The sequence below is a fragment of the Streptomyces sp. H39-C1 genome (assembly GCF_027158125.1).
Taxonomy (GTDB): Bacteria; Actinomycetota; Actinomycetes; order Streptomycetales; family Streptomycetaceae; genus Actinacidiphila; species Actinacidiphila fildesensis.
In genome coordinates this window covers 25,529-51,858 of sequence record NZ_JAPVLS010000064.1, presented here as the reverse complement: position 1 = coordinate 51,858, position 26,330 = coordinate 25,529, and the positions used below count along the sequence as shown (strand labels likewise).

At 71.2% G+C, this 26,330-nt stretch carries 24 protein-coding genes; 13 read left to right on the top strand and 11 right to left on the bottom strand.

Annotation, left to right across the window (positions count from 1 at the left end):
- From tap to O3W51_RS33075, 3 genes are all read right to left on the bottom strand, one after another.
- Nucleotides 1-1,645, bottom strand: a 1,645-nt coding sequence (tap, locus tag O3W51_RS33085; RefSeq protein ID WP_269288076.1) for a telomere-associated protein Tap, incomplete at its 3' end; no start/stop codon positions are given.
- 355 nt (nucleotides 1,646-2,000) lie between these two features.
- Entirely contained in the window at nucleotides 2,001-2,462 is a 462-nt protein-coding gene (locus tag O3W51_RS33080) for a hypothetical protein (protein ID WP_269288074.1), read from the bottom strand.
- A gap of 70 nt (nucleotides 2,463-2,532) precedes the next feature.
- Nucleotides 2,533-3,222: a hypothetical protein gene (locus tag O3W51_RS33075; RefSeq protein WP_269288071.1), complete on the bottom strand. Its 690-nt coding sequence runs from the start codon at nucleotides 3,220-3,222 to the stop codon at nucleotides 2,533-2,535.
- A 225-nt stretch (nucleotides 3,223-3,447) separates the two neighbouring features.
- Between O3W51_RS33075 and O3W51_RS33070 the strand changes: the two genes are divergently transcribed.
- Nucleotides 3,448-3,930, top strand: a complete 483-nt coding sequence (locus tag O3W51_RS33070) for a hypothetical protein (RefSeq protein ID WP_269288069.1) — start codon at nucleotides 3,448-3,450, stop codon at nucleotides 3,928-3,930.
- Nucleotides 3,931-3,944: 14 nt separating this feature from the next.
- Here the strand turns inward: O3W51_RS33070 and O3W51_RS33065 are convergent, their stop codons facing one another.
- On the bottom strand, nucleotides 3,945-4,211 hold the full coding sequence (locus O3W51_RS33065) for a hypothetical protein (protein WP_269288067.1): 267 nt from the start codon (nucleotides 4,209-4,211) through the stop codon (nucleotides 3,945-3,947).
- A 133-nt stretch (nucleotides 4,212-4,344) separates the two neighbouring features.
- On the opposite strand from O3W51_RS33065, the gene O3W51_RS33060 reads away from it, so the two are divergent.
- Nucleotides 4,345-5,469 (top strand): hypothetical protein, encoded by a 1,125-nt coding sequence (locus O3W51_RS33060; RefSeq protein ID WP_269288066.1) that lies wholly within the window; start codon nucleotides 4,345-4,347, stop codon nucleotides 5,467-5,469.
- 131 nt (nucleotides 5,470-5,600) lie between these two features.
- Nucleotides 5,601-7,409 (top strand): hypothetical protein, encoded by a 1,809-nt coding sequence (locus O3W51_RS33055; protein WP_269288065.1) that lies wholly within the window; start codon nucleotides 5,601-5,603, stop codon nucleotides 7,407-7,409.
- Nucleotides 7,410-7,476: 67 nt separating this feature from the next.
- On the opposite strand, the gene O3W51_RS33050 is transcribed toward O3W51_RS33055, so the two are convergent.
- From O3W51_RS33050 to O3W51_RS33020, 7 genes are all read right to left on the bottom strand, one after another.
- Complete coding sequence (locus O3W51_RS33050; RefSeq protein WP_269288062.1) at nucleotides 7,477-8,295, bottom strand: DciA family protein; 819 nt, start codon at nucleotides 8,293-8,295, stop codon at nucleotides 7,477-7,479.
- Complete coding sequence (locus O3W51_RS33045) at nucleotides 8,292-10,928, bottom strand: hypothetical protein (protein WP_269288060.1); 2,637 nt, start codon at nucleotides 10,926-10,928, stop codon at nucleotides 8,292-8,294. Before O3W51_RS33045 ends, O3W51_RS33050 begins: the two co-directional genes overlap by 4 nt.
- Nucleotides 10,925-11,260 (bottom strand): hypothetical protein, encoded by a 336-nt coding sequence (locus tag O3W51_RS33040; protein WP_269288057.1) that lies wholly within the window; start codon nucleotides 11,258-11,260, stop codon nucleotides 10,925-10,927. The genes O3W51_RS33045 and O3W51_RS33040 overlap by 4 nt, the downstream gene beginning before the upstream one ends.
- Nucleotides 11,261-12,374: 1,114 nt before the next feature.
- On the bottom strand, nucleotides 12,375-12,842 hold the full coding sequence (locus O3W51_RS33035) for a deaminase (protein ID WP_269288054.1): 468 nt from the start codon (nucleotides 12,840-12,842) through the stop codon (nucleotides 12,375-12,377).
- The gene (locus O3W51_RS33030) at nucleotides 12,842-13,522 is read right to left on the bottom strand and encodes a RibD family protein (protein WP_269288052.1); all 681 of its coding nucleotides are present in this window, start codon (nucleotides 13,520-13,522) and stop codon (nucleotides 12,842-12,844) included. Before O3W51_RS33030 ends, O3W51_RS33035 begins: the two co-directional genes overlap by 1 nt.
- Nucleotides 13,523-13,526: 4 nt before the next feature.
- The gene (locus O3W51_RS33025; RefSeq protein ID WP_269288050.1) at nucleotides 13,527-14,957 is read right to left on the bottom strand and encodes a helix-turn-helix domain-containing protein; all 1,431 of its coding nucleotides are present in this window, start codon (nucleotides 14,955-14,957) and stop codon (nucleotides 13,527-13,529) included.
- A 123-nt stretch (nucleotides 14,958-15,080) separates the two neighbouring features.
- Nucleotides 15,081-15,869 carry a GntR family transcriptional regulator gene (locus O3W51_RS33020; RefSeq protein WP_269288047.1) on the bottom strand — a complete coding sequence of 263 codons (789 nt, stop codon included), beginning with the start codon at nucleotides 15,867-15,869 and terminating at the stop codon, nucleotides 15,081-15,083.
- A 405-nt stretch (nucleotides 15,870-16,274) separates the two neighbouring features.
- Here O3W51_RS33020 and O3W51_RS33015 point away from each other — a divergent pair, with 405 nt between their 5' ends.
- The 10 genes from O3W51_RS33015 to O3W51_RS32970 all read left to right on the top strand — a co-directional run bounded on the left by O3W51_RS33015 (nucleotide 16,275) and on the right by O3W51_RS32970 (nucleotide 26,104).
- Complete coding sequence (locus O3W51_RS33015; protein WP_269288045.1) at nucleotides 16,275-17,111, top strand: hypothetical protein; 837 nt, start codon at nucleotides 16,275-16,277, stop codon at nucleotides 17,109-17,111.
- 144 nt (nucleotides 17,112-17,255) lie between these two features.
- A complete protein-coding gene (locus tag O3W51_RS33010) occupies nucleotides 17,256-17,432 on the top strand; it encodes a hypothetical protein (protein WP_269288044.1) in 177 nt (58 codons plus the stop codon).
- 82 nt (nucleotides 17,433-17,514) lie between these two features.
- Nucleotides 17,515-17,700: a hypothetical protein gene (locus O3W51_RS33005; RefSeq protein ID WP_269288043.1), complete on the top strand. Its 186-nt coding sequence runs from the start codon at nucleotides 17,515-17,517 to the stop codon at nucleotides 17,698-17,700.
- A 161-nt stretch (nucleotides 17,701-17,861) separates the two neighbouring features.
- Complete coding sequence (locus O3W51_RS33000; RefSeq protein WP_269288042.1) at nucleotides 17,862-18,173, top strand: WhiB family transcriptional regulator; 312 nt, start codon at nucleotides 17,862-17,864, stop codon at nucleotides 18,171-18,173.
- Nucleotides 18,174-18,321: 148 nt separating this feature from the next.
- The gene (locus O3W51_RS32995; RefSeq protein ID WP_269288041.1) at nucleotides 18,322-18,519 is read left to right on the top strand and encodes a hypothetical protein; all 198 of its coding nucleotides are present in this window, start codon (nucleotides 18,322-18,324) and stop codon (nucleotides 18,517-18,519) included.
- Nucleotides 18,520-18,744: 225 nt separating this feature from the next.
- Entirely contained in the window at nucleotides 18,745-19,005 is a 261-nt protein-coding gene (locus tag O3W51_RS32990; RefSeq protein WP_269288039.1) for a hypothetical protein, read from the top strand.
- On the top strand, nucleotides 19,002-20,750 hold the full coding sequence (locus tag O3W51_RS32985; RefSeq protein ID WP_269288038.1) for a DUF2637 domain-containing protein: 1,749 nt from the start codon (nucleotides 19,002-19,004) through the stop codon (nucleotides 20,748-20,750). Before O3W51_RS32990 ends, O3W51_RS32985 begins: the two co-directional genes overlap by 4 nt.
- A 355-nt stretch (nucleotides 20,751-21,105) precedes the next feature.
- A complete protein-coding gene (locus tag O3W51_RS32980) occupies nucleotides 21,106-23,226 on the top strand; it encodes a hypothetical protein (protein WP_269288037.1) in 2,121 nt (706 codons plus the stop codon).
- Between the two features lie 143 nt (nucleotides 23,227-23,369).
- Nucleotides 23,370-25,799, top strand: a complete 2,430-nt coding sequence (locus tag O3W51_RS32975; RefSeq protein ID WP_443048367.1) for a DNA translocase FtsK — start codon at nucleotides 23,370-23,372, stop codon at nucleotides 25,797-25,799.
- A 2-nt stretch (nucleotides 25,800-25,801) separates the two neighbouring features.
- A complete protein-coding gene (locus tag O3W51_RS32970) occupies nucleotides 25,802-26,104 on the top strand; it encodes a hypothetical protein (protein WP_269288035.1) in 303 nt (100 codons plus the stop codon).
- The last annotated feature ends 226 nt before the right edge of the window (nucleotides 26,105-26,330 follow it).

Genomic DNA, 26,330 nt, shown 5'->3' with positions numbered 1-26,330 from the left:
GGTGGCGTGCCATCGCCGCGAGGAACTCGGTGTCGGTCAGGTCCTTGGTGACGCCCATGTCGGCGAGGGTGTCGACGTAGGCGGTCTTGAGCCGGTCGTGCCAGGGGTCGAGGTACGCGCCGGTCTCGCGGCGCAGGTACGCCTCGATCGGTTCGACGTTGTAGCCGAGCTCCTGGGCGTAGGCGACGGTGTGCGTCTGGTACCAGGCGGGGCCGGTCGGGCGCTCGCCGGACCGCGTGAACGGTGAGGGCAGGCGCGGGTCGATCTCCACGTGGGAGAGGTCGACCAGCCAGGACCCGGGGATCTTGGGGTTGAACTTCGGGTTGTTGAAGTGGTCCGGGGCGGACAGGCCGACCGTGAGCCGGGCGGCGGCCGCGAGGAACGCGGTGTTGAGGTCGAGGCCGATCGCGTAGGGAAGCGTGCACTCCTCATCGCTGAGCAGTTCCACCGGCCGCACCCAGTTGTACGCCTCTTCGTTCAGGAACCCGCCCTCCCAGCCGATGCTGTGGACGGCGGGGTGTTCGGGCTGGCCCTCCGGCGGGGCCGGGTCCATCGCGTCCGTGCCCAGCGAGCCGGGGTTGGGGCCGGACACCCAGTTGCCGGTCTCCTCGTCGCGCACGGGGCGGGTCGGCGGGCGCAGCGCGGTCATCAGCTCCAGGCCGGAGACGGCGGTGGAGCCGCGCGGGGTGCTGACCCGCTGGGCGTAGATGCCCAGGACGCGGGCGATGTCGGCCGGTGCCATGTCCGTGACGCCGGGCCAGGAACGCTCATCGAGGGCGTCCCAGGGCAGGATCGCGAGCTGCACGCACTGGCGCTGGGCGCCGGTGGCCTTGCGGTAGATGCGGGCCCACGGCCCGAATCCGCGCTTGGTGAGCTGCCACTTCGCCTTGAGGACCTGCTTGACGACCGGGTGGTCCTCCTCCAGGCGCAGGCCCCGGCGGTCCTCCAGGTGCTCGGGGAGCCCGAGCTTCACGGCGGCCGCGGCGGTGAGCACGATCAGCGGGTCGGCGTCCTTGCCGTTGCGGTGCAACTTCGGCGCACCGAGGCCGGCCTCGCGCAGCGTCCACTCCACCAGTTCCACGACCGTGGTCGCCGGGCAGTCGAGCACCAGGCCGTCGACGCCGTACGCGGAGCCGTCGCCGTCCAGCACCGCGAGCGGACCGTGCGGGAAGCGCGGGTCGACCGCGGGCTTCGCCGCCTTCTTCGCGGCCGGGCGGCGAGACGACGTCGCCGGACGGGCAGCCGGACGCTCCGGGGCAACCGGGGCCGCAGGCGCCTCCACCGGCACGGTGGTCTCCGGCTCGGGCACCTCGGGCGCGGCCGGGCCGGTGAACGTCTCCGGCACCGTCTGCGGCTGCGGTGCGATGACCGGAGCGGGAGCGGCGGGGACGGCGTGGGCGGGGTACTTCGCCGCCCACCCGTTCAGCAGCCGCTGGTACGCCTCCAGGCGCGGCGGCTTCGGCTCGGAACGGCCGTTCTCGTAATTCTTCACCGTCTGCGTCGACGTCTTCAGCGCGGTCGCGAGGCGGGCCTGGGTGATACCGGCGGCCTCCCGCAGCCGGGCGCGCTCCGCCGGGGGTGGGAGCTGCGGCTCCTCCTCCAGCAGTGCGTCGATGTTCGCGAACAGCTCTTCCTCGGATGCCATGGGTGGATCTCCTTTCGTGCCCTCACCCTAGCACTGTTTACCCTAGTCTTTAACCTATTTTTTTAACCCGTCCGGATTAATTGAGGGGATGGGGGTGGACATGCAAGAAGGCCGCCCGGCGGATGCCGGACGGCCTTCGATGAAGCCTGAACCCTGGGCGTGTGGCCTGCCCCTTTCGGGGCTACCAGGGACGAATCCAGGGTCTTCGTCGCCCAGTTTACCTACCCCGGCCCCGTCATGCCCAGCACACCGCGAGGCTCCGCCCCCTTCGCGGCAGGCATCCGCTCACAGCTCACAGGGTCACGCCCACAGCGCTTCCACCTGCGGAAACGCCGTGTGAGGCTTGCAGGTGCAGTCAGAGGCTGCTGCTGGTCAGTTCAGGAAGGTCAACCAGGGCGGCGGGGAGATCGTTGACACCCTGCTGCGCGTACCAGCCGCGGCACCAACGCAGGACGCCGGGACGGCTGAGCCGCCACTGCGAGCAGCACTGGACCATCACATCGGAGGCGAAGTCGACGCTCAGCGCCTGCAGTACCGGGTCGGCGGGCCCTCCTGTGAACCCACTGGTCCAGGGGTCGCCCAGGCCCAAGGCGTCGGCGAGGATCGCGTCGGAGGCCCGGCCGGGGCCGGACCCGCTGTATCCCCACTCGAACCCGCCCAGACCCTCAGCGTCCTTCGGGGTGAGCTCGTACAGGACGAGGTCGTCGACCTGCCGCTCGGTGGGCCCCAGCTTCCTCTTCTCCACCAGGATTCGGCACTGCTGGTCGTCATCCTCGACCGGCTGCACACCGTGGTAGATGCGGTCCTGCTCCGTCATAGTGTTCTCCCCTTCTCCTGCTGATCCTGGCCGCACGCTGACGCAGACACCACAGCCGTCCTTCTTTCGCTCACACCAGCGGGACCCAGCCGAGGTAGATGTGGCCGCCGGCCCCGTAGCGCAGGATGTCGTTCGGGCCGGTGGTGGAGGTCGGCTCGCAGACGGTGGAGATGCCCAGCAGCAGCCCGCCCAGCGCGCGGCATGCCTTGATGGTGTCCAGGTTCGCCGATGAGGACCACTGTCCGTTCAGGCCCGCGTCGATGTGGACGGTGGAGCCGGTCAGCTTGGCGCGGGGCGGGGCCTGGTCGGCCACCCACTTGTCGACGATCAGCTCGCGGCCCATCGGGCGGAAGCCGCGGGCCCGCCAGAACCGTTCGGTGTTCACGCTCCAGCCGTCGCCGCCGTCCTGGTCCAGGTGCACCGTCTCCAGGTGCGGACAGACGATGAACGTCGCCCGCGGACCGCGCTCACCCTCTTCGTCCATCGGCAGGGTGAAGAACCGGCTGGTCCAGGACACGTGCGCGCCGACCATGACCGTACGCATCTCGTACCAGCCCGAGGGGCGGCAGTCCTGGTGGTTGAGCGTCGCGCTCAGGAACGGGCCGCAGTCGTCGACGGCGAGCGCCGGCGTCTGCTCACCGAGCGGCGCCCCGCAGGTCTGGCAGTCCCGTTTGTGCAGGTTGAGCGCCACCTCCATACGGGCCTGCTCCGACAGGCGGGACATGATCTCGTCCGCGACCAACAGCTCGGTCACTGCCACCGCTCAACTCCCCTGCCACCAGGCCGCCCGACGCGCCCCGCTGACGCAGATCATGAAGCGGGCGCAGCCTGGCCACACCCGCAATGGCCCGGCGTGCCCGGTTCATCACGGGCAATGGCTGAGAAGGCGCTGTTGCCGAGGCCGGACCGCCGCCCAAGCGGCCGGGGCCGTGCCCGTGCCCGATACGGTGCCCGGGACAACGGCGGCAGCAGGAGTGGGTGGAACGTGACGGCAGGACCGGTTCGACGGCGCGGAGATGTGCTCGGCTTGGGCCTGGCGGTCGTGCTCTTCCTGCCCGGGATCGCCTACCTCGGGATTCACAACGGGCACGACTTCATCGAGAACGATTTCTTCGCCTTCATGTACTGCGTGGCCTGCGTGAGCTTCGCGTCGGTCCCTCTGCTGGGGTGGCGCATGGGCGGCCACTGGCACGCGGACCCGGGCTTCGGCCGGATCACCTGGTTTCCGTGGCTGTTCACGACCGGTCAGGGCATGGCCTACAGCGGTCAGCGCACCGACTCCAACCTCTTCGTCCTGGCTCTGGGCTGGGGCGCGTTCATGGGCGCCGGCATCGTCGCCATGTACTACCTCGGGAACGCGCTCTGGCTCAACGACCAGGAGCGCACTGCCGCACGCGACGCCGACAGGGCCTTGGCCGCAGAGCAGGCCGGGCAGCGAGAGCCCAGCGATCCGGAGGCCGGCGCCTGAACGCCGCACTGCGGTCAGTCAGCAGCGCGCTGTTCGTCGTCCAGGTGGGCCATCGCGTAGCCGTGCTCATCGGGATGGCGGGCGAGCCGGGCCATCGCCCACGCGGTCCTCGCGTCCATCCCCTCGCCGAAGTCGGCGGCCAGGCGCCGCGCCTGCCACGTCGTGCGCGGGGCGAGCACCCACCGTGCGAGCGAGAAGCGGACCCTCCCGGTGCCGGCCGTTGTCGGGCCTGCCCCGTCGGGAGCGTCGGCGGAGGGGAGAGGGGTATGGGGATCGGGCACGAGCGTGAGTCTGGTGTCGGCCCTGATCACAGCGGGTGGCTGTCGGCCGGAGATCACCGGAACGGGTGTGGCGCGGCACTGTGGTTGACGCCCGCGCCGTCAGGGTTGCCGTCGGCGGTGGAGAATCCCGGTCATGCCGAAGTTTGCCGCACCTCCAGCGTCGGCGGCGTCCTTCCTGCTGACCATTCCGCAGGGGCACGCCGCCCGCCTTCTTCTCTCTTACACGGCCGCCCTGTCGTTGTCCTCGCCCGACGCCCAGCTGCTCGCCGTGGTCATCGCCGTGAGGGCCGCGCGGGGCGGCACGGGCAGGATCTCGGGCGCCGGTCTGCGGGCCCTTCGGCTTCACGACGCGGACCGGGCCGTCGCCGATCTGCGAGACCTGGGCTGGCAGATTCCCGACCTGCTCCTGGACCAGGACGCTGACCTGGTGACGGTGCCGGCCCTGGCGGTCAGGCCGGAGGACCACCCTCTTCCCCTGGGGGAGAGTCCGCGGGCGCGTGTCTCCGGCTGGACCCTGCGCACGCTGGCTGACCCGCTGGTCACGCCGATGCCGCCGGCTGCCCGGCTCGCCGCCCTGTTCCTGGCCGGCCACGCCTCCGCCCATCTGAACGGCGCGTTGCCGGATGATCTGCCGCACGCCTGCCTCGATCACCTGCCCGACCTGGTGGCCGGCGGATTCCTCACCGAGCTCGACGGTGACCGCTACCGGCTCGACTCCTCCCTGCGGCACCTGGCCGGACGCCTCCCCCACCAGGCCGACCCGGACGACTCCCCACCGCGGCAAGGTCAGTGGAAGGTCCGCAAGCGGGACCGGACCACCCCGTCGCAATGGAAGCGGTGGAAGCTGCGGGCCCGCCCGGAGGTGCGGCAGAACGCCGAAGCGGTCGAACACTGCGCCGTGTGCCGCTTCCCCCGCGCCCGGGTGGCGTCCGCGTTCACCACCACCGGCAAGGACCCACGCCCCGAACACGACGCGTACGACGCCTGGAACAAGACCCATCCCCACCATGGCCTGCAAGCCGCGCAGGTCACCGCCGTGTTCCGGACCAGGCACGGGCACGGCCCCTCGTACGGGCAGCTGTGCTCCACCCTGGGCTGGCCGCGAACGCTGCGCGCCACCATCGTCCAGCGGCTCCTGGCCGACGGGTGGCTCACAGAGATCCCGTCCGTGCCGTGGACGCTGCGGCCGGGAGACACCGCCGCGGCCCACGGAATCCTCCTGCGGGCCACGGCGCAGGAGAGCGCGCCGGCTGAGTAGAGCCGGTTGCGGGCACGGTTCGGGTCGAGTTGGTGGATCACGGCCCGCGCGGGCCCGGGTGCGCCGTACGGTCGTCGAACGGATGGCGACCGGGCAGTGACGCCGGGTCAGGTGTGGGAGGGGATCCGCGGATGGTCAATGCCCGTACGTATCCGCTGTGGCGGGATCTCGCGATGAGCGAGGACCTCCCCAAGGAAGCCCTCAAGACGGTGATCGAGGCCCTGTGCGCCCCGGCGACGACGCCCGGCGGCTTCGACTCCCGGGCCGACCAGTGGCGGGAGGAAGCCCTCAAGGCCGCACTGCCCGCGCTGCTGGCCCGCACCTCCGCCAAACGGCTGCGGGGACGGCTCCTGGTGCACGGTGACGAGAAGCTGCTGGCCGCGCTCGCGGCCGCGGGCACGGTGAGCGCCGACGACGTCCCCGCCATCGTGCGCCACCGCCGCTTGTGGGCCGGACTGGTCTCCGCCCTGGCCCGGCACCCCGGCCAGGTCGAGGCCGCGGTCGCTCTCCTGCCCCGCCTGGCCGACCACGAGGTGGAGCGGGTCGTGGCCGACTGGGATCCCGACCAGTACACCCGCACCGAAAAGAGCGTGCCGCCCCCGCCGGTGCCGCAGGCGCTGTTCGACGCCGTCCTTGAGGCGTGCCTGACCCCGCTCGCCGCGTACCTGCTCCTCCCGGAACCCGAAGAGGGCTGGGAGGCCGTGACCGCGTACACGAAGGACTGGTCGCTGGAGCTGGGGGGCCGCAGCGCCTGGTCGATGCTGGCCCGGTGTCCCGAGCGGTGGGCGGAGCTCGCCGCGCACCCCACCTTCGGTACGGCCGTCCAGCACCTGCTCCTGGACCAGGCCGAGACCCAGGCCCGGGAAGACGCCCGTGCCCTCGCCGGCTACCCGTCCAGCGAGGCGGACCCGGATGGAGGACTCCCCGCAGAAGAGCCGGCCTCCGCCCTCAGCGAGGACCTGCTGCTGGCCTGCCTGCCGGCGTTGTGCCTGCCCGAGCTCGCCAACCTGCCCAACCCGCAGGTGACAGCCCGCAGGACCCTGCACCACATCGCCCGCCGCGTCGACAACAACCCGCGCCTGGCGGCCCTGGCCGCCGCGCAGCTGCACGCGGCCGCCGACGCCCTCGTAGCCCGCGGTCAGCTGCTCAGCCCACCCGAGAAGCAGGAGGGCGACTACGAGTTCGACGGCCGTGTCCGGCGCCTCGCCGAGGACCTGGCCCTCCTCAGCGCCAACCCCGACCACCTCGCGGGCGCCAGCGCCCAGCTCGCCGCCCTGGACCAGCCTGCCGTCGTCTCCCCCGCACCGAGCCCGACCCGGATCCGCATCGTCGACGACAGCCTCCCCGCCGACTACGACCGCCCAGCCCGGCTCCTGGAACGCCACTCCGAACACCGCCGCGCCGAGACCCTGGCCACGCTCGCCACCAACCCGCACACCCCGCGCGCCGCAGTCACCGACGCCCTGAGCATGCTGCACCCCGCCGAGCTGGCCTGGATCGCCGAGAAGATCGAAGGCCCCGGCTGGTTCCTGGAAGCGGCGGCCGCCGTCCCGGCCCCCGAGGACGAAGACGACGGGGTACTGCGGCTGCTGAGCGACGACGAACTCGACCGGCACCCCGACCCGGCGGCCGTTCTGCAGTCCTGGCTCGACTCCCCCGCCGTCGACGAAATCCTCCTGCGCTCCGAGGTGTACCGGGCCCTGGTCAAGTCCCGGCACCACACCCTGGAGCACCTGCGCCAGATCCCCGCCGATGAGGTCCTCACCCGCCACGAACCCGAACTCGCCCTGAAGATCCTGCTGGAGCACTGCGGGCGCAGCACCGGCCGGTGGCAAGCTCTCGCCGCCGCCATGACCTTCGAGTACGACGAAGCCAAGCCCACCTTCGGCGAGCTCCTCGACTCCCTGGACGGCGCACCCGCGAAGGCGCAGACCTCCTGACCGCCCGGTCAACGGATCGTTGTTTCCCGCGGGAAACAACGAGCCCACCCGCCGCACGGTAAGCCGCTCACGCCGTCGTACGCAGTGCAACGGCCTGCGGCACGGCGATGCCCGCGCGTTCTTGCCGTGCCCTGCGCAGCGCGGCCGCCTCGGTCACGGCGGCCTGGCGGCGGCGCTGGACGCGGGCCTGGTCGATCGGGGCCGGCACGTCATCCGGCACGGCGGGTGGCTCGGGGAACGCCTGGCGGGACAGCTCCCGCATCGCGGCATTCTGCCGCTCCAACGCTGCCGCGATGCCCGCATCGACCCGGGGCGGCGGCGCGGCCTGGCGGTGGGCTTCGAGGGCGCGGCGGTAGCCGTCCGGCGGCGTCCGGCGTTGTACCGGCGCGGGGGGCCCCGCCGGCTGCGGGTCCGGGGCGGCGGGCGCCGTGTCGGGGCCGGCCTTCACGGGGGCGGGCGCCAGGACGTGCACGGCGCGGACGTTGGCGCCGGACACGACGGCGTTGGCCGCCGCGATCAGCTTCGGCGCGCTCCAGCGAAGCTGCGTGCCGACGGCCGGAGCGTCGGGAACGACGTCCAGGCGCCCGCTGTCCACGTCGAACGCCGTCGCCTTCACGCGTCCGGCGAGCTCGGGCGCGGCCGCGGCAAGGATGGCCTCGAACTGGGCGAGGACACTTCCGCCGGCGGCCGGGGCGACCATGCCGCGCTCCGTCATCATCATCCCAATCGCGCTCCCCAGCCCAAGAGGCTCGCGCCCATCGCGCCGTACGGCCGTGCCGGTGCGCCGCTTCGGCTTCTGGCGGGTGGCACCGTTCTTCTTCGCCGCTTCCCGGGCCGCGAGCAGGGCCTGGCGGGCGAGGTCGACGCCGGACAGCTCGGTGGTCACGCGATCACCGCCCCGGCCGCGTCGCCATCGAGGGCGCGGGCGGCGAGCTCGGGCAGCCGGTTCGACCACCGTGCGGCCGCGGCCTGCCCGGTGCGCGCCGCCTGCTCGCGCAGCTGCTCCACCCGGGTCGCCAGCATGCACTCAGCCACACGCTCCCGGGCGTCATCGGCGGCCCTCGTCGCGGCGGCGACAGCGTCCGCGCCGCCCGGGTTGTGCTGGAACCAGTGGCGGCCCTGCTCGGTCCGGTACGCCTGCCGGGCCTCGGTCTCGGCCTCCTCAGTCCGGCCCAGCATCGCCAGGGCGGTGTCCTGGTACTCCTGCACGGCCTGCTGCGCGGTCTGGAACGCGGTGTACGCGTACGCGCCCTCCGCCGCCCCCGGGTTGGCCTCCAGCGCGGCGACGTCGGTGATCTGCAGGAACTCCTGCCATGCGGCGGAGACGCTGTCGGTGATGGCCGTCCGGGCCCCGGCGGCGACGGCCGCGATGTTGCCCGGGTCGGTCAGGTCGGCGGACCAGGCCGCCGCGAGGAGACCGGCCTCACCGAGCAGCGTCTCGGTCTGACGGCGGTAGCCGCACGCCTCGCACAGCCCGGCCGCCCGCTCCTGCCCGCAGTCCTCGCACGGCTGGGCCTGGCCCACCGCATCAGCAGCAGCCGCGGCCGCCGCTTCGCGCTCCGCCCGCTCCTGGGCAGTCGCGCGGGTCTCCTCCCGGCGGGCCTGCTGTTCGCGGGCCTGCTCACGGCGCCACACGAAGTCCTCCGCCTCCAGGGCGGCCTGCTCGCGCAGCCGCTCCTCGAGGACCCGCCGGCGCTCAGCATCAGCGAGGCCGGGCAGCTCCCGGTCGATGTCCGCACCGATCCGGGCACGGCGGGCACGGCGCAGGTGCAAAACGTTGCCGCAGTTCTCGCAGTCCTCCCCGGTGTCGAGCCGGACCCCGTCGTCGCACTTGCGGTGCGAGCAGGCCGGCCGCTGGGGCAGACCCCGCCCGATCAGCCATCCGTACGGGCCGGTGACCAGGGCCTCGCCGCCGGTCTCCGCCAGCCGGTCGGTGAGCCGGTCGGCCAGCAGCCGCGGCGCACCCTCCGGCGCCACTCCCAGGCCCACCATCTGCGCCAGCTCCGCCTTCGCGGCCGCCTCCACTTGGTCCTGCTGCCAGCCGTTCTTCAGCCGCTCCCACAGCCACGAGACCGGCCCCAGAGCCACCCGCAGACGAAGATCAGCCGGAAGGCCCACCCTCCGCTGCTGCTGCGCCTTTCCACCACCCACGACCTTCAGCCGGCCACCAGCGCCAGCTACGGCAGCGCGCTGCCCCACCCGCTCATCGACCGAGGACTCATTCGGCTTTTCCCCGCGCAGCGGGCCAACCCCGGCCACCGGCGACCCGGTCCCGGCAACGGCGGCTTCGCCGTCGGCGGCCTGGTCCTCGCGTACGCACACGCGCTCCGGCCGACGGCCTTCAGCCCCACGGCCTTCGCCGGAAAAGCCACAATCAAGCTGGAGAGGAACGACGGGAGTAGCCATAGAAGCGTGGTCTGCGTGGAGCTCTGCACTACCGGGACGCTCCTGATCCGCCGGATCTCCGGGGTGCTCAGCACCGCCGATCCCAGACGTACCAAGGGCACCAGCAGCACCGGCCGGAGCATGATCTCCGACTGCACTATCGGGACGCTGCGAAAACACGGCACCGGGCCCCGAAACAGCCTCCACGGGGGCCAGGGTGCGGCCGTACGCGCGGGCCACGGGGAGCAGCATGACCCGGGCCCGGCCGCGCATCCGCGTCGACGTCGCCTTGCGCTGCCGCGCCACGACACCGGCCTCCGTCAGCCGCGCCAAGACCTTCCGCGCCCCCGAGGGCGAGCAGCCCAGCAGCCGGGCCAGCGTCGCCGCTCCCCGCCCCTCCTTGACCTTCACCGAGCCGCCGCACAGCTGCAGCCAGCCCGAGGCCCGGGTGTTCAGCACCATCAGCAGCAGTCCGAGCCGGTCGGTCGCAGCGCCCTTGCCCCGCCGGCCGGCCAGCAGCCCCGGCGGCGTCGGCTTCTTGTTCTCCGGCGTCCAGCCGTGCCCGAACAGCGCCTCACACAGGTGCAGCAGCGTCGCCAGCTCCGCCTTCGTCAGCGCCAACGGGTGCCCCGCTCCCCCGCTCTTACGGGCCTTCCACAGCGGCATGACCAGGCAGTCCAGCCCGGTCGGGTGCCCCTTCGCGTTCCTCTTCTCCTTGGTGTGCACGCCGTCCGACTTCCGCAGCGGCGCCAGCACCCGGCGGTTGACCGTCGACTCGCCCACCCCCAGCCACCGGCCCAGCTCCGCGACCCAGATCGAGGTCTGGTTGTCGTTCTTCTGGCCCTTCGGTGCCCGCGACTTCGCGTACAGCACCACCGCCGCGAGCCTCGCCACGTCCGACTGCCCCGCGATCGACGGATCCGCCAGCAGCGCCCGGACCGCGGCGAGCAGCCGCAGCCGCATCGGGCGACCGAGACGCAGCGGGTCCTCCGGGCCCTTGCTGTCCGGCTTCCCGGAGGCCGGCACCGACCGCAGCGCGGACCGCTGCCCGGGAAGCAGGGCTTCGCCGACGGAGTTGTCGACGTCGTCCCACAGCGGGTGGTCCAGCACGGCCGCCGCCGCGCCCGCGCTCATCGGCCCACCGCCCCGACCGGAGTGGCGGAGACGCCGAGGACCGAGATCTTCTGTGTCGTCATCGGGCTGGTGTACACGCCAAAGCGGACACCTCCCTGAGCAGCCGGAACGCACGATTCGTCATCCACCCGCCGACCCTGCACCAGGCGGCCTGTGGACAGAGGCCGGTGAGCCCCGATCACCCCCGGCGCTCCCGCATGGCGGGCAACAATCTTGGAAACCGTCCCGCCACACGGGATGACGTCCTGCTGCGGCATCTCGTCGACCAAGTTGTCGATGAACTCCGAGCGGGGGTGCATGAGCGGGGCGCCCGGCGCGGCCGCGGCGCTCACCGGTCCACCCGGACGGAGTCGCGGGCGCGGCGCGAAGGAACGGATCATCCGGGGAGCCTGGAGGACCGGACCTGTGGACAGAGTCCGGGCCGCGAGCACGTACAGCCCCTCGCGAGAAGAAGGTGTCCAGATCCGCGACGGTGTGACACCCGTGACCAAAACGTTATGGTGACTAATGCCGCGAACTGCGTAAATGGTGTGGGTGGATCCCGTCGCGCGGGAAGTCCGCGACTCTCGAACTGGGGTGAAACGGGCAAACTCAAGCTGACAGAGGGACACCGGATCGTGCACTATGGCGTTACAACCTTTCAGATTCATGGCCGCACCTCCGCCCGCTACGCGGGAAGGGGCGACTGAGGAGATGTGAGGGGACCGCCCACTCCGTGAGGAGCGGGCGGCCGGACGAAGATCCAGAGGCGAGCCTTTCTTTCCTTGTGGTGATTCGAACGGATGTTTCAGTGGCCTTTGCGGGCCGGTGGAACGGTTTCAGTGGCCTTGGCGGGCCGGTGGAGCAGATCGGTCTTGGCGGACCGAGTGGAGCGACCCGCTTGGGAAGGCGGGGTTTTGCTAGGTGAAGAAGGACCAGCTCGATGAGCTGGAGCTCAGCGGCGGGTGTGAACCGGCGACTGGGCGGCCGACCTGGATGTTGATCTGGTCGGCGACGGGCCGCGCGGGGCCGAAGTGGATTAGCAGTCCACTCTTTTGGCGCGCGCGGTCGATGGCCACTAGGTCATCCCAACCCCCCGAATGCGGCGGTTGGCGTCAGGCTGTCCAGGCGCGCACCCGATGGCGTGATCGCGAGGGTGAAACGGCGCAGCTGCGCATGTAGTTCCGCGCTGGCGGGTAGCCTTCATCCCGCGATCACCTCCCTTAAGGTGCGTCGCCCAACGAGGCCTTAGCCCCGTTCGAGAGCCCCCAGCGGACCATGCCCGGTCTTGGGGGTTCTCGCCGTTATAGATCAAATCTGCGATCACCCTAACCCCCTGTGACGACACATGCGGGGGTCGAAAACGCATTACGCCCGAGAAGTCCTGAATGCCAGAAGTATTGCGGCGTTTGACAGGAAACTCGTCACTGAGGTGGGTCACCCAGTGGGTAAGTCGCTGAGGCTTCATCAGGCCAGCCCGCCCAGGTGCGCGTTGACTTCCCGCGCGGACGCCGCCAGTTCGTGCAGCTCCACGACCGCGACCCCGGCCTCCACCAACTGCTCGTAACCGACGCAGTCGTCGACGAACAGCGACGGCTCCCGCCACGCGATGACCACCCGCGGAATCCCAGCAGCGAGAATCCGTTGCGCGCACGGGGTACGCGGCGAGTGCCGCTGGGAGCAAGGCTCCAGCGTGCTGTAGATCGTCGCCCCGGCGAGGCGCTGGTCGTTCGTCCGCAGCTTCCCGAGAGCGGCCTCCTCCGCATGCTCACGCGGGTCCGCCTCCCGGGAGTACCCGGCCGCGATCTCGACACCGTCCTCGTCGATGATGAGCGCGCCGACCGAGTAGGCACCTGCGGCCGGCGGGCACATCTCCGCAAGGCGGATCGCACGCCTCATCCACTGCATGTCCTGCCACCGGTCGGGCGCGTACATCAGCCGCGCTCCTTCGGCGCGTAGCGGACGAAGACCACGTCGTCGATCGCCCGGACCTCCAGCACCTTCATCCGGGCGGTCGACCCGCCCGGATAGTCGCCAGCACCGAGGAAGCGAGCCGCCTCCGGCTGACCCACCAGCAGCGGCGCGATGGCCAGGTGCACTTCGTCGGCCAGGTCCGCGGCCATGAGCTGGGTGTGGATCGTGCCTCCGCCCTCCACCATCAGCTGCTTGATGCCGCGGCGCCCGAGCTCATCGAGGACCAGGCCCCAGTCGAGGTCCGGCCCGACGCTGACGACGTCGGCGAGGTCCCCGAGCGTCGCGCGGACTTTCTCCACCGCGTCGTCGACAGTGATGACCAGCTTGTCGCCGCCGTGGTGCCAGAATTTCAGGTCGGCGGCAAGGTCGCCGGTGCGGGTGACCGTGACCTTGAGCGGGTAGGCCGGCTTGCCGTCGGCGACGCGCTGGGCACGGCGTTCGGCGCTGTTGACCAGGAGGCGCGGGTTGTCCCGGCGCATCGTGTTCGCGCCGATCAGGATTGCGTCGGACTCCGCGCGGACCTGGTCGACACGGTCAAAATCGGGGGCGTTGGACAGGCGCAGCCGCTCGGGGCTGGTGTCGTCCAGGTAGCCGTCGACCGACATGGCGGCCGACAGCACGACGTACGGGCGGGCAGTCATCTGCTCAGGCTTCCGTTTCTGTCTCGTGGAAGAGGGTGGAGTCGAAGTTGGCACGGAACTCGGACACGACCGGCTCGCGCTGCCAGGGGATCAGGGCTTTGTCGAGCCGGGCCAGCTCGTTCGTGATCCGGCCGGAGCCGGTGTCCTCCGCCACGGTCAGCGCGTGCATCCCGATGGCGGCGGCCTGCTCCGGGGCGCGGGCACCGGCAAGCGCCACGGCCTGCCGCGCCATGTAGACGCCGCGGTCACGGTGGTAGCCGTCGGGCATCATCCGGATCGCAGCGCCGAACGCGTCCGCGGCCTGGTCGTGCTTGCCGAGAGCCTCCAGGCCCTGGGCGCGGTGGACCTCCACGTACGACGCGTTCAGCCACACGCCCCACGGGGTGGGGTCGGCGGTGGCGCCATCGAGGGCGTTGCGGACATCGTCGATCGCCCGCTCGCTCTCATCAGCGTCACCGCGCAACGCGTGCCCGTACGCCTCGTAGGTCCGGGCCACAGCGGCGAGCCGGCTGCGCGGCCGCGCCATCCGCTGGGCGGCTTCGGCGAGGTCGACCACGTCGACCAGGTCCGCGGTGTCGCCAGCGAGCTGGGCCTTGCGGGCCATGACGTATGTGCTCAGGTCGTCGTCTCCGACGGTGTTCGACCACTGCATCGCCCGGTCCAGCCAGTACGACGCCGCCTTCGGGTTGCCCAGGTCCTGGTAGAGCCAGGACAGGAACTCGCCGTACTGCGTCTGGAGCTCCATCAGGTCGCGCCGGTCGGCGCCCTTCGCGTCCCGCCGGATCTCCTGAATGACCTGGAGGTGGTCGCGCGTCGCGCTGATCGCGTGCCGGGGACCGAGAAGGTTGTCGTTGTCGATCAGCAGGCGGCGGGTGAGACGCAGATGCTCCACCGGCGTCGACCCGTACGCCGACGCAGCCCGCGCCTTGCGTACCAGGCCCGGCACGGCACCCGAATCCGCCAGCGCCGGCGAACCGATGCCGACTGCGGCCGCAGCCCCCAGCCCCACTCCGCTGCGCAGCAGCGCACGCCGATTCATAGCCACCCAGACCACCGACCCATCACGTAGACGACACGGGACCGAGATCCCCTCGTCCGACGCTGCCTGGTCGGGCATGGCCAGGGCCAGATCCACCGACGACTTGGCCACATGAACCGGCGAATTGGCCACATGGCCACGCTCGTCACCGATGCGCTCCCACAGCCGGAACAACATGCCGTTCGCGCCCAACGCGCCGTCCAGCAGAGCCGCTTGCTCGCGGGTGGCCATCCGCTCGGCACGCTCGAATCGTCCCAGGTGGGAATGGTCGACCATGGCTCGCTTCGCCAACACGCGGAGGCTGAGACCGCGTAGATTCCGCAGCTCGCGCAGCTCGTAGCCCCAGTTGTGCAGGGGCGATACCCAAGGCGTGAGCTCCCGTGGTTTCTGTGCCATCCCCGCCCCAATCCTGTGGCTGATGTGGCCAGTTCACCCGGCCACATGTCAGATCTGGAACTGCAGCTCCCCCGGGCTTAGAACCGAACTGCACGCAATCAAGTTCGGTCAGGGAGGTGGTGCTCAGTGCTCGTCTTCGTCGTCGTCCACATCCGAGAGGCGCGCGCTGGAGTGCCGGCGGATGCTGTAGCCGATCTCGAACTCTTCGGCGCTCATCCGGGTGTCGTTGAGTTCGAGGACTTCTCCGCTGGGAGAGGCCGCCACACGTACGACACGCAGGAGGGGAACGCCGACGTCGGCGGGCAGGTTGAGGGCTTCGGCCTCTTCGGGGGAGGGCATGCGGGCCGAGACGCCCTCACTCCAGCGCAGAGGCCGGTGCCCCATCTCTTCCAAGCGGTCGTAAATGCCGCCGGGGCCGGTGTCGGCTTCGGCGAGTTGAGTGCCTCGGGCGACGTCGGCCGGCAGGTAGCTGGTAGCCAGCTGTTTGGGTTTCCTGCTCTCGGGATCGCCCATCACGCGGTCGCGAATGAGGACCTCGGACCCAGTGCTGAGGCCCATCAGGGCTGCAAGGTCGACGGGGACGATGCCCCAGCGCACGGAGGGCGGCTCCAGGGCTACCCAAGGCTGCGCGGCCGGGTCGAAGTAGTAGCCGATCTCGTCCCGGAAGACCTGACGCGACCGGGTGATGCGCTGCTTCTCCGGACGCTCGCGAACGATGGTGCCTCTGCGGCGGACCGCCACCACCAGGCCCTCCTGCTCCAGAAGGGCGATGGCGCTGCGCACCGTTTGGTAACCGGCGCCGTATGTCGTCTGGAGCTCAGTGAGCATCGGCAGCTTGTCGCCCGGCATGTACCGCCCCACGCTGATCTGCTGTCGCAGGTCAGCGGCGATGTCGCGGTACGAGACGGGCATCGGAGCCACCTTTCGAAGTGCTGCGTGGTCTTGATTCTAGGGCTAGCTCTATCAGTCGGCGACGGCTCAGCACAACCGCCCGACACGAATAGAGCTATCGCTATTGACTCCACGCCGTCGCGTGGTCTCTACTAGGCGATAGCGATAGCCCTAACGCAGTCGAGTGGGGCTACGCACTCGCACCACCGCAGTAGATCGCCACCTCGGTGGCACCGGAGTCTTTGCACCATGAGGCACCACTAACTCCTCCGGACTTGAGCCTTCGGCTCAGGGGTTTGCTGCGTGAAGTCCGCAGCGCTGATGCGTTGTCCGTCCTGCGGGACCCCGGCCTAGCCGGATGTCCTGCAGAGGCGGAGAGCACACCCGCGACGCACCCACCGTCCGCTCCGTCCGTGAGGAGTTCACATGTCTGTTGTCGCCACCGCCGAGCGCACCGCCCAGGAGCGTGTCCGGCGCACCCGCTCCCGTCACCGCAACCGCAATGAGCTGGACCCGATCCGTATCTCCCACATCGCCACGCACGAGTACGACCTGGACCCGGCCTGCATCTCGCTGGTCTGCCCGTCCTGCCGCACGTGGGTCCCGATCAACCGTCCGAACGGGCAGCCGGGCCGGACGAAGCTGGTGCCCCATCACACGGAGAAGGCGGGCACCGCCAACGCGGTCGTCTGCAAGGGCGGCAGTCACCGTCGGGTCATCATCGACGTGGATGTCGAGCGGTGGCGTCGGCGCCTGGCGGAGGGCCTCGCGGAGACCAACGGCCGCAGCGTGAACCGGGTGACCCGGAAGCCGAAGGTCGAGGTCGCCCCGGCCGTTATGCAGATCCTGTCGCCGCTCCTGGACGCGAAGGCCGTGCTCAAGACGTACGAGGCGCACACCAGGAACTGCGTGACCTGCGCTCCCTCCGGCCGCACCCGCTGCGCCGACGGAAGCCGCCTCGCTCACCTGGTCGCGCACAAGCGCCGCACCGAGCCCGCCCGCCGCGCGGCACTCACGGTCCGCGAGGACCTGGCGGAACAGCGCGAGCAGAGCCTGTGGCTGCTGCGCGAGCTCAAGTGGGCGTCGACCGCCGACTCGGTCCGCCGGGCCGACCTCCAGCGGGCCCACGACGCGCTGGTCGTGACCCTCCAGGCGCTCACTCCGAAGAAGGCCGGCGGCCCGCAGCTGAACGACTGGGAGCGCGCCGACCTCATGAGCGCGATCACGCTGCTCGCGACGAGGGTGGAGCAGCTCAGCCAGTAGGACCGCCTCACGAACGCCCACGGCCCCGGCCTCCCCGACCAGCGCGGGGAGGCCGGGGCCGTGGCTGCTCGTACGGCGGCCAGAACGGCGACAGCCCCAAGGACTAGGGATCCCGGGGCTGTCCAGGACCGACTGGAGGACCTGATGCAGATCAGCATGACACGCACCGCCCCGCGGCCGACCGCCGGGATCGTCGATGACATCGAGCGCGAGGACGACTCCAAGGGCTACGAGCCCGAGGACGCCTTCCACGTCGACATCGCCCTGTGGGTCCTGCCCAACGCCGCTGCACTTCCCGCCGGTTGGGTGGTGATGGCGTGATCACCAGCCTCACCGACGCCGAACGCGAGGCGCTCTCGCAGAAGAACGCGGAGCAGAACAAGCGGTCGGAGGCCAACCGCCGATGACCGCCCGCCAGACCGACGACCTGTACGTGCGCTACATGAAGGCGTTCAGCGACTCCACCGAGCACACCAGCGGCTGCGCGGCTTGCCAGGCCGACCAGCGGTGTGGGGCCGGGGAGCCGGTCCACGAGCGGTTCGCCCGGCTCCAGGACGCCTACAACGCACGCCAGTCCAAGCAGCGCTGAACCCGGCACTGCCCGTCGTCCCCGCGCCTTTCCGGGCGGGGCCGGCGGAGAGCGCCGGGAGCTCCCGCCCGCTTCGGCCAATCGGCCGCCACAACACGCAACAGCCCCGGGGCGGCTACCCCGGGGCTGTCTCTTCGCTTCGGACCTTCTGGGAGGCCCTGATGAACCGCTCCATCGTACGCACCAGCTACGCCCCCTCCGCCGATCTGCCGGTCAACACCGACTGGCGCGGCCTCGGTTCCTGCACGCAGGAAGACCCTGAGCTGTTCTTCCCCATCGGCAACACCGGCCCGGCGCTGCTCCAGATCGAGGAGGCCAAGGCCGTCTGCCGCCGCTGCCCCGTGATGGAGACCTGCCTCCAGTGGGCGCTGGAGATGGGCGAGGACGGGGGCGTCTGGGGCGGGCTCAGCGAGGGCGAGCGCCGGGCTATGAAGCGCCGCGCCGCCCGCAACCGGGCCCGCAACGCGGCCTGACCGCTTCCCGTCCGACGGGAGCGCCGGGCAAATCGCCGCCCGCCCCGCAGCACCGCCGCACATCGGCCGCCCGCACCCCGGGCGGCCCCGTTGTACCGCCTCCAGCTCCTGGTGACAGTCCAGGAGCGACACCACGAAGGAGAACCCGATGGCCGGGATGTTCGCCCGCATGCTCAGCCCGCTTCGCCACATCGACGCCGACCCGGACGAACTGGTCCGTGAGGCGCACCAGCTGCTGAGGCGGGCGGAAGAGAATCACGGCGTCTGGCCTGCGATGTCCGCGTACACGGGCATGGCGAGCGTGAAGATACAGCTCGCTCAGTACCTCAAGGAGCACCGCGACTGATGTCGCACCTCGCGCTACCCGCCGCGGCCCCGGCCGGAGTCCACCTCCGCGCCGGGGCCGGCGGTTCTCCCGCTCCGCCACCGCCGACCAGGCCGTGGCGGAGCCGGAGAGCCGGAACGGCTCGGCAAAGCAAAAGAGGCCCCGGCAAGGGGGCCTCTCCTTTGTTCTCGCGATCCGCTGACAAGGAGCGATTCGCATGGCCAACGCTACCAGCGGGGGTGACCGGTGAGTACAACCGCAGCCCCGGCTCCCGCCAAGACGACGGACGACACGTACGCGGCGCGCGGCTCGCTCGCGCCCCTGCTGGCCACGGTCATCGCCGTGGCCGCCACCGTCCTCGCCCTGTTCGACCTGTTCGCGAACGGCCTGTGGCCCACCTGCCTGCACTTCGGTGTCGGCCTCGCCGTGTTCGGCGCGGTCCGGCTGTGCGTGGGCCTGGCCCTGGACCCGTTCATCCCGACCGACGACCCGGAGATCAGCACATGACCGCCGTCGACTTCCGCAAGCCCGACGTGATCCGCCCGGACGGCGACGACGACCCGCACTCCTGGGACGTCCCCGGCCCGGCCGACCACCCCGACCACAACGACGTCCAGGAGCCGGAGCACGACACCGCACCGGAAGCCGGCCCCACGCCGGACGGCGACCCGCGCACCATGCGGCTGATCGCCGTCTTCGCCGGAGTCGGCGGCCTGGTGCTCGCCGGGATCGGCTTCACCGGCTCGTACAACACCCTGCGCCACCTCGCGGAGAGCAAGGACTTCGGCACCTTCTCCTACGTCTTCCCCATCGGGATCGACGCGGGCATCCTCGTGCTCCTGGCGCTGGACCTCTTCATGATGCGCAAGCGGATGCCGATGCCGATCCTGCGCTGGGCGGCCCACGGGCTGACCGCCGCGACGGTGGCGTTCAACGCCGCAGCACCGAAGGGGCCGTGGACGGACGACCCGCTCGCGTCCTCCATGCACGGTGTCATCCCGGTGCTGTTCATCGTCGCGGTGGAGGCCGCCCGCCACTACATCGGCCGGATGGCCGACCTGCTGGCCGGCGCCACCCCGCTCGGGTCGGTCCCGCTGACCCGGTGGATCCTCTCCCCCGTGGTCACTCCCCGCCTCGCTCGCCGGATGCGGCTCTACAACCTCCCGTACAAGGTGGTCGCCGCTCAGCACCAGCAGCTGCGGATCTACCGCGAGGGCCTGCGGCAGAAGTACGACGACAACGAGACGTCGTGGCGCAAGGCGGCATCGGCGAACGAGATGCTGCCGTTCAAGTTGGCACCCTTCGGGTTCAGCGTGGAGCGTGCCCTCGGGGTGCCGCTGGTGGAGGAGACCAAGCGGATCGAGAGGGAGGCCCAGGCCGCCGTTCAGCGTGCCGAGGCCGAGATTCAGCGAGTGAAAACCGATGTTCAACTCGGGGGCGCTCGCATTCAGGCGGAGGTCGACAAGATCCGCGCCGAGGGTCAGCTGAAGATCGCCCGAGCCGAAGCGGAACGGGAGGCTCAGGCGGAGATTCAGCGAGCCGAAGCGGACTTTCAACTCCGCGAGGCCAAGCGTCAGCACGCGCTCAAGCTCTCCGGAGACCAGGCCGCAGCCGAAGCGCAGGAGCTCGCCGACGAGACCGAGAAGCGCCGCACCCTCGCCCAGATCGAACGGGAGAAGGTGCAGGCCAGTTGGGGTCTGGAGAAGCAGCAGATGACCACGCAGGCCACCGAGCACGAGCGTCGGATCCAGGCCGATTCCGCCGCCCGCGCCCAGCGCGACGAGGCCGCCCGCAAGGCAGGCATCGCGGAGCAGGAGCAGCGCCGGGTGGAGGCCGAGGTCGCGACGAGGAAGGCCCTCGAAGAGGCCGCTGAACACGAGCGGAGGGAGGCTGAACACCGCGCCGCGACGGTGAACAAGGCCCTGGAGGCGCAGCGCGGCACCGAAGAGATCGCCGCCTCGAAGGTCCGGGAGCAGGTCGCGATCGAGGAGGCGGCTGAGCGCCGGGCGCGTACCGCTGAACACGAGGCGCGTGCGGTTGAAGCCGCCGCCCTCGCCCGCATGACCCAGGTCGACTGGGACGTGCAGCGGGTCGCCGCGATGATCCAGGCGCGGGGCGAGCACGCGGTCACCGTCCGCGTCATTGCCGACGAACTGGGCATCTCCACCGGCTCCGCGCAGGACCGCAAGACCAAGGCCGTCGAACTCCTCAAGGGCGGCCGCAACGAGGCTCCGCAGCAGGCCGCAGCCTAAGCGGAACCTGATCCGAGGGTTCTCCTGGCACCCACAGTCGTCCCCCGCAGCACGTCTTCGGCTTCCCGCCGGCGGCGGTGCTGCGGGGGTCGGCCGCGGCCGCCAGGCCGACCGCGTCACCCGTCCTAACCAGCACGATCCGGCCCGAACAGCGGCCCGGAAAGCACCATTTGCACCCCCGACCCCGCCGTTTACGGAAAGTAGCGGCGAGGCGAGGCGACGCGAGGCGACGCGAGGGGGAAACCCCCTCCCAGCCCCCTGCTGCGCCCTCCAACCGGGGGTTGCGGGGGGTCTCCGCCCTCGCCTCGCGTCGCCTCGCTTCGCCTCTCCGCTACTCAATGTAAGGAGATTCGTCGTGGCAGACACCGCGACCGCGCCCCCGGACACCACCACCGGCGGCACCACCACCGAGGGCACCGACACCGCCGAATACACCGTCGTCACCGAGCCCCCGGAGACCACCGACCCGGCGCCGGAGCAGAAGAAGACCAGCCGCGGACGCCCCCAGGCGCTGCCTCTCCTCGTCCACGGCACCAACGCAACCGGAATCGCCACGGGCGTCGCTTACGCGGTCGCCGGAGTGCCCGGACTCATCGCCGCCGGGGCTGCCGGAGTGGCCGTCGCCGCTGCCGCGCTGGCCGGCCGCAAGAAGCGCTCGAAGGTCTCCGCCGCCCGCAAGGCCGCTGCCGCGAACCGCTCCGGTGGCGGCTCCGGCCGGACCGGTGGGGGCGCGGGCAAGGGCGGTCTGCTCGGACGCGGCGGTGGTCGCGGCCGGGGAGGCGGCGCTGCCGGTGGTGGCGGCCGGATGAACGGACGCGGCGGCCGGTTGAACGGAGGCGGCGGCCGGTTGAACACCGGCACCGGCACCGGAGCAGGGCGGGGTTCCGGCGGCGGCCGTCACGCCGCAGGCGGCGGGTCCGGTCGCGGCCCCGGCGGCAGCGGCGGGTCCGGGTCCGGGAAGAGCGGGCGCGGCCTGGGCGGCCTGCTCGGCAAGGGCGCCGGCCGTGGAAAGGGCGGCCTGGGCGGCGGAGGCACCAGCCCCGGCGCCAACACGCCCAAGGGCGGCGGCGGCAAGAACGGAGGAGGCAAGAACGGAGGAGGCGGAAAGGCCGGCGCCGGTCAGCAGTCCCGTACCGGCAAGGCGTGGCAGACCCTCAAAGGCTGGGGCAACAAGATGCGCCGCAACAACGGCGCGGGCACCGGCAGCTCCGGCGGATCATCCGGCGGCGGGAGCGGCTCCGGCTCCGGTTCCGGTTCGGGCGGCAAGGGCACCACCACCCCGGCGAAGTCCCGCCTCGGTCGCGCGATGCAGAAGATGCGCGGCTGGGCGGGCAAGCTGCGCCGCTCCAAGAAGGGCAAGGGCGGCACGCCCAGCGGCACCGGCAAGACCGGCAAGACCGGTTCGACGTCGGGCCGCCTGTACCGGATGCGCCGCGTCGCCGCCCGCAAGCTCGGGCACTGGGCGCGCTGCGCCGGAGCCGGGTTCCTCGCCGGACTCGCCGGGCTGCTCACACTGCCGCTGGGAATCCTGTGGGGCACCTGGCGCCTGATCACCAACCACCGCGACCCGCTCGCCGGGTTCGCGTTCCCCGTCCGTATCGCCGGACGGATCTGGCGGTTCTTCTTCCGCCGCTCCAAGGCCCGCCACGACAAGGAAGCCAAGGCGGACACGCTCAACCTCACCGTGAACGACCCCCGAAAGGACACCGATCCCGTGACCGGACCCACTCTCGCCGCTGGCAGCAGCGTGCTGGACGGCAACAACTCCAAGTTCGCTCTCGCCATGCGGGCGACGCACTCCTCCTACACCGGCTACAGCCCGACCAGCATGATGGAGGTCGCAGCCGAGTACGCGGGCCTGCCCAACGGCATCCGCGCCGCGGCGATGGCCGTGCAGCAGATGGCCGTCAACTCCGACCAGAAGTACCCGTGCAGCAAGCGGGCCGTCGCCAAGCTCTCCGAGGCGTTCCAGCGGCTGGTCAACGCCGCTTCCCGCGCGGACGGCATGGTCGCCTTCTTCCGCTACGCCCACGCGTTCGACATCGAGCGGATCGTCGCTCCGAGGACGAACGAGTTCATGTGGAACGTCACCCCGACCGGGTCGTCCGCGAGCGAGGGCGCGATGTTCATGCCGGGCCGGATCGAGTCCGGATGCGTCCTGATGGCCGTGCTCTACCGGACCTTCGAGCCGGTCCACATGATGCAGGTCGGATCCGAGTACCAGGGCATCTCCTACGGTCTGGCCGCCCTGGCCGACGCCATCCAGGCCCTGCACCAGCGCACCCGTGACCAGTACCCGGTCGACGACCGCATCACCGACGAACTCGGCACGCTGGTCCAGATGATCCGGGCAGCGGCCGACGACGCCGACATGGCCGCGAAGCTGTTCATCGAGGACCACCGGCTGGAGATCAGCCACAACACCAACCCCCGCAAGGGCCCGGCTGCCGAGTCCATGTGGAACACCCCCCGCTGACCCTGCGACCCCAGCACGACCCGCACCACCAGGAGCCGGTGGCCGCCCCCGAACCCCGGGGCCGGCCACCGGCTCCCTTGCTGCCTATTCACCTTGTTGCTGATCCCACGCCCCTCTTCCTGACCAGGACGGAGAACCTCCCCATGTCGATGCGTCACTGGGACTGGTCGCTGCCCAGCGGCCACAACACCTTCCTCGGATACGCCAGCGAGACGGCCGTCTCGATGGTGATGCTCGCCCCGATCACCGGACTGCCGTGGCAGGCCGCCGCCGTCACCCTGGGCGGCGCGTCCGCGGCCGGTGTCGTTCACGACCTGCGCGAGGGCACCACGCCCGGCACCCTCACCACCCGCGCCCTCACATGGATCACCGCATCCGGGTGGGCGTCCTGGGCGCTGGCGACCGCGCCCCTCACCCCCACCGGCTGGGCGAGCGGCCTGGGACTGGCCGCCGTCGGCATCGCCGCGAACGCGAGCGCGACCCGCTCGGAGGCCACCCGCTCCGAGCGCAAGCGCCTGCTCAGGCTGCGCCGCGAGTCGGTCGGCATCCTGCGCGACTGGGAAGACCGCATGGCGCGCGTCGCCCGGATCGAGAAGTGCCAGGGCAAGGACGTGCAGCACTGGCCGGAGAAGGTCGGCTACACCGTAGAGATCGACCTTCCTGCCGGCGGCACCACCGCCGACGACCTGGGCGGCTACGGCCCGAAGTTCGCCGCCGACATGCGCCTCGCCGACGGCTGCGGCGTCGAGATCTTCCCCGGCGCGAACCGCGGCACGATCCTGATCGAGGTCACCCTCCAGGACGTCATCAGCCAGGACATCAACTACCCGGAGGACTTCACCGAGCTGACGCTGACCGAGCGGTTCCCCTTCGGCCTGCACCGCAACGGCCAGAAGGCCCTCGGCAGCCTCTGCAACGACTGCGGAATCCTGATCGGCGAGACCGACGCGGGCAAGACGAACACCCTGCGCGTCGTCACCGCCCAGCTCGCCCGGATGCCCGACGCGCTGATCTGGGCCATCGACATCACCGGCGGCGGCGTCGCCCTCCCGTGGATCACCCCGTGGGCCACCGAGGGCCTCGCGTCCGCACCGGTCGTCGACTGGATCGCGCACACCGAGGACGAAGCCCGGCTCATGCTCAAGATGGCCGGGGAGATCATCGCCGCCCGCAAGGCGGGCTACCAGCAGCTGATGCGGGAGAAGAAGACCGACAACAAGCTGCCCATCAGCCACGAGATCCCCGGCATCGTCATCATCTGCGACGAGACCGCCTCCCTCCCCTTCGACATCAAGGAGGGCCTGGACAAGGTCGCCGAAGAAGGCCGCGCGATGCGCGTACGGCAGCTGATCTGCGGTCTGCGCGCCACGCAGGACGTCGTCACCGCCACCATGAAGATCCAGGCGAAGTGGCGCGTCGGCATGACCGTCTCCGACGCGGAGGAGCTCGCGTACCTCTTTCCCGGCTACATCAAGATCGACCCGAAGGACGCACCCGTCGCGGGCGCCGGGTGGACGATGCACACCCGCCTGGGGCCCAAGAAGCCCACCGCGATGAAGGTGTGGCGCCTGGTCGACGAACTCACCGACAAGATCTGCGCCGCCACGGCCGCCCGCCGGCCGCGGCTGGACCAGCTCTCCGCAGAGGTGGAGAGCGGCGCGTTCTACCCGCAGCGGTGGGCGCGCACCCTGCCGGACCTCTACAAGGGCCAGACGCTCACCGAGTCCGCGCAGCACGCCATCGACAACGCCGGGGAGATCATCGACGCCTCCACTCTGCTCGCCTCCGACCCGGCCCCGGCCGGAACGACCAGTCCCACCGCGCCGGCCCCGGCCGCCGCAGTGCCGGAGGGCTTCGAGGGGTTCGGCGGCGCGGCGGAGCTGTTCGCCGCCGTCACCGCCAGCATGGATCCGACCGCCGGGCCGATCGCCGTGCCCGCAGGCCCGGCCCCGGCACCCGCCGCCGTTCCGCTCCCGCGCCCGACCCGCCCGGTCGACCCGCGCGAGAAGGGCTGGGAGCTCCTGGTCGCCGCCGGTGAAACCGGCTACACGCCCAAGCTTCTGCACGAGGCGCTCCAGCAGCTCCTGGGCGATGCCGTCCCGGCACAGCGCACGGTCGGCGGCTGGCTGCAGACGTGGGCCAAGGACAGCAAGGCCGTCAAGGACGACTCCGGGCAGTACACCCGCTACGTCGCCCGCGAGGCCGCCGCCCAGCAGGACAGCACCACTCCGGCCACCCCGGCCGGGGAGGCCGCGATGGTGCTTCCCGAGGGCGCGGACGGCGCTCTGGTCCTCCAGGCGGTCGAGCTGATCGTGTCCACCCAGTTCGGGTCGACGTCGATGCTCCAGCGCAAGCTGCGCGTCGGCTTCGTCCTCGCGGGCCAGCTGATGGACTTCCTCCACCAGCTGGGCATCGTCGGCCCCTCCGACGGCTCGAAGGCGCGCGAAGTCCTGGTCTCGACTGAGGACCTGGAGGTGGTAATGATGAGGTTGGCCGACGAACTCGGTTTCAGCGCCCGTGACTTGGGCGCCATGGGCCTCACGGCCGCCACCGCTTCGCACACCAAGGAGTGACCATGGAGACAGCCGATGAGGAGATCGGGCGCCTGGAGTCCGAACGGCACGGCTACAGCGAGACCTTCAAGAACACCCACGAGGCCGACGCTGTCACCCGCGCGCACCTCCAGTCGGAGATGGACCGGCGCACCTCGCGGATCCAGGAGCTCCAGCAGCACCAGCCGCTGGGGTTCTTCGCCCGCTGGGGACTGCGCGCCGCCGCGATCGCAGCGGTCTGGGGCGCGTTCGAGTTCGGCCCGTGGTGGATGAAGATCGGCCTCGGTCTCCTCGCCGCGTTCCTCGCCTTCTACAGCCTCGGCTGACCCCGCCGCACCGCCCCACGGCCCGCCCCCGGGCCACCCAGGACCCGCCCAGCCACCCCGGCAGGGCGGGTCCTTCGCGTTCCCCTCCCCCTGCCAAGGAGCATCCCGTGGAACCCCGCGACCTCACACTCACCGAATACCAGCAGGCAGCACCCGCCCCGTCGACCCCCGGCATGCCGACCGCCGGACTCCCGTACGACGGCCTGGAGCAGATCTGGGCCCTGGT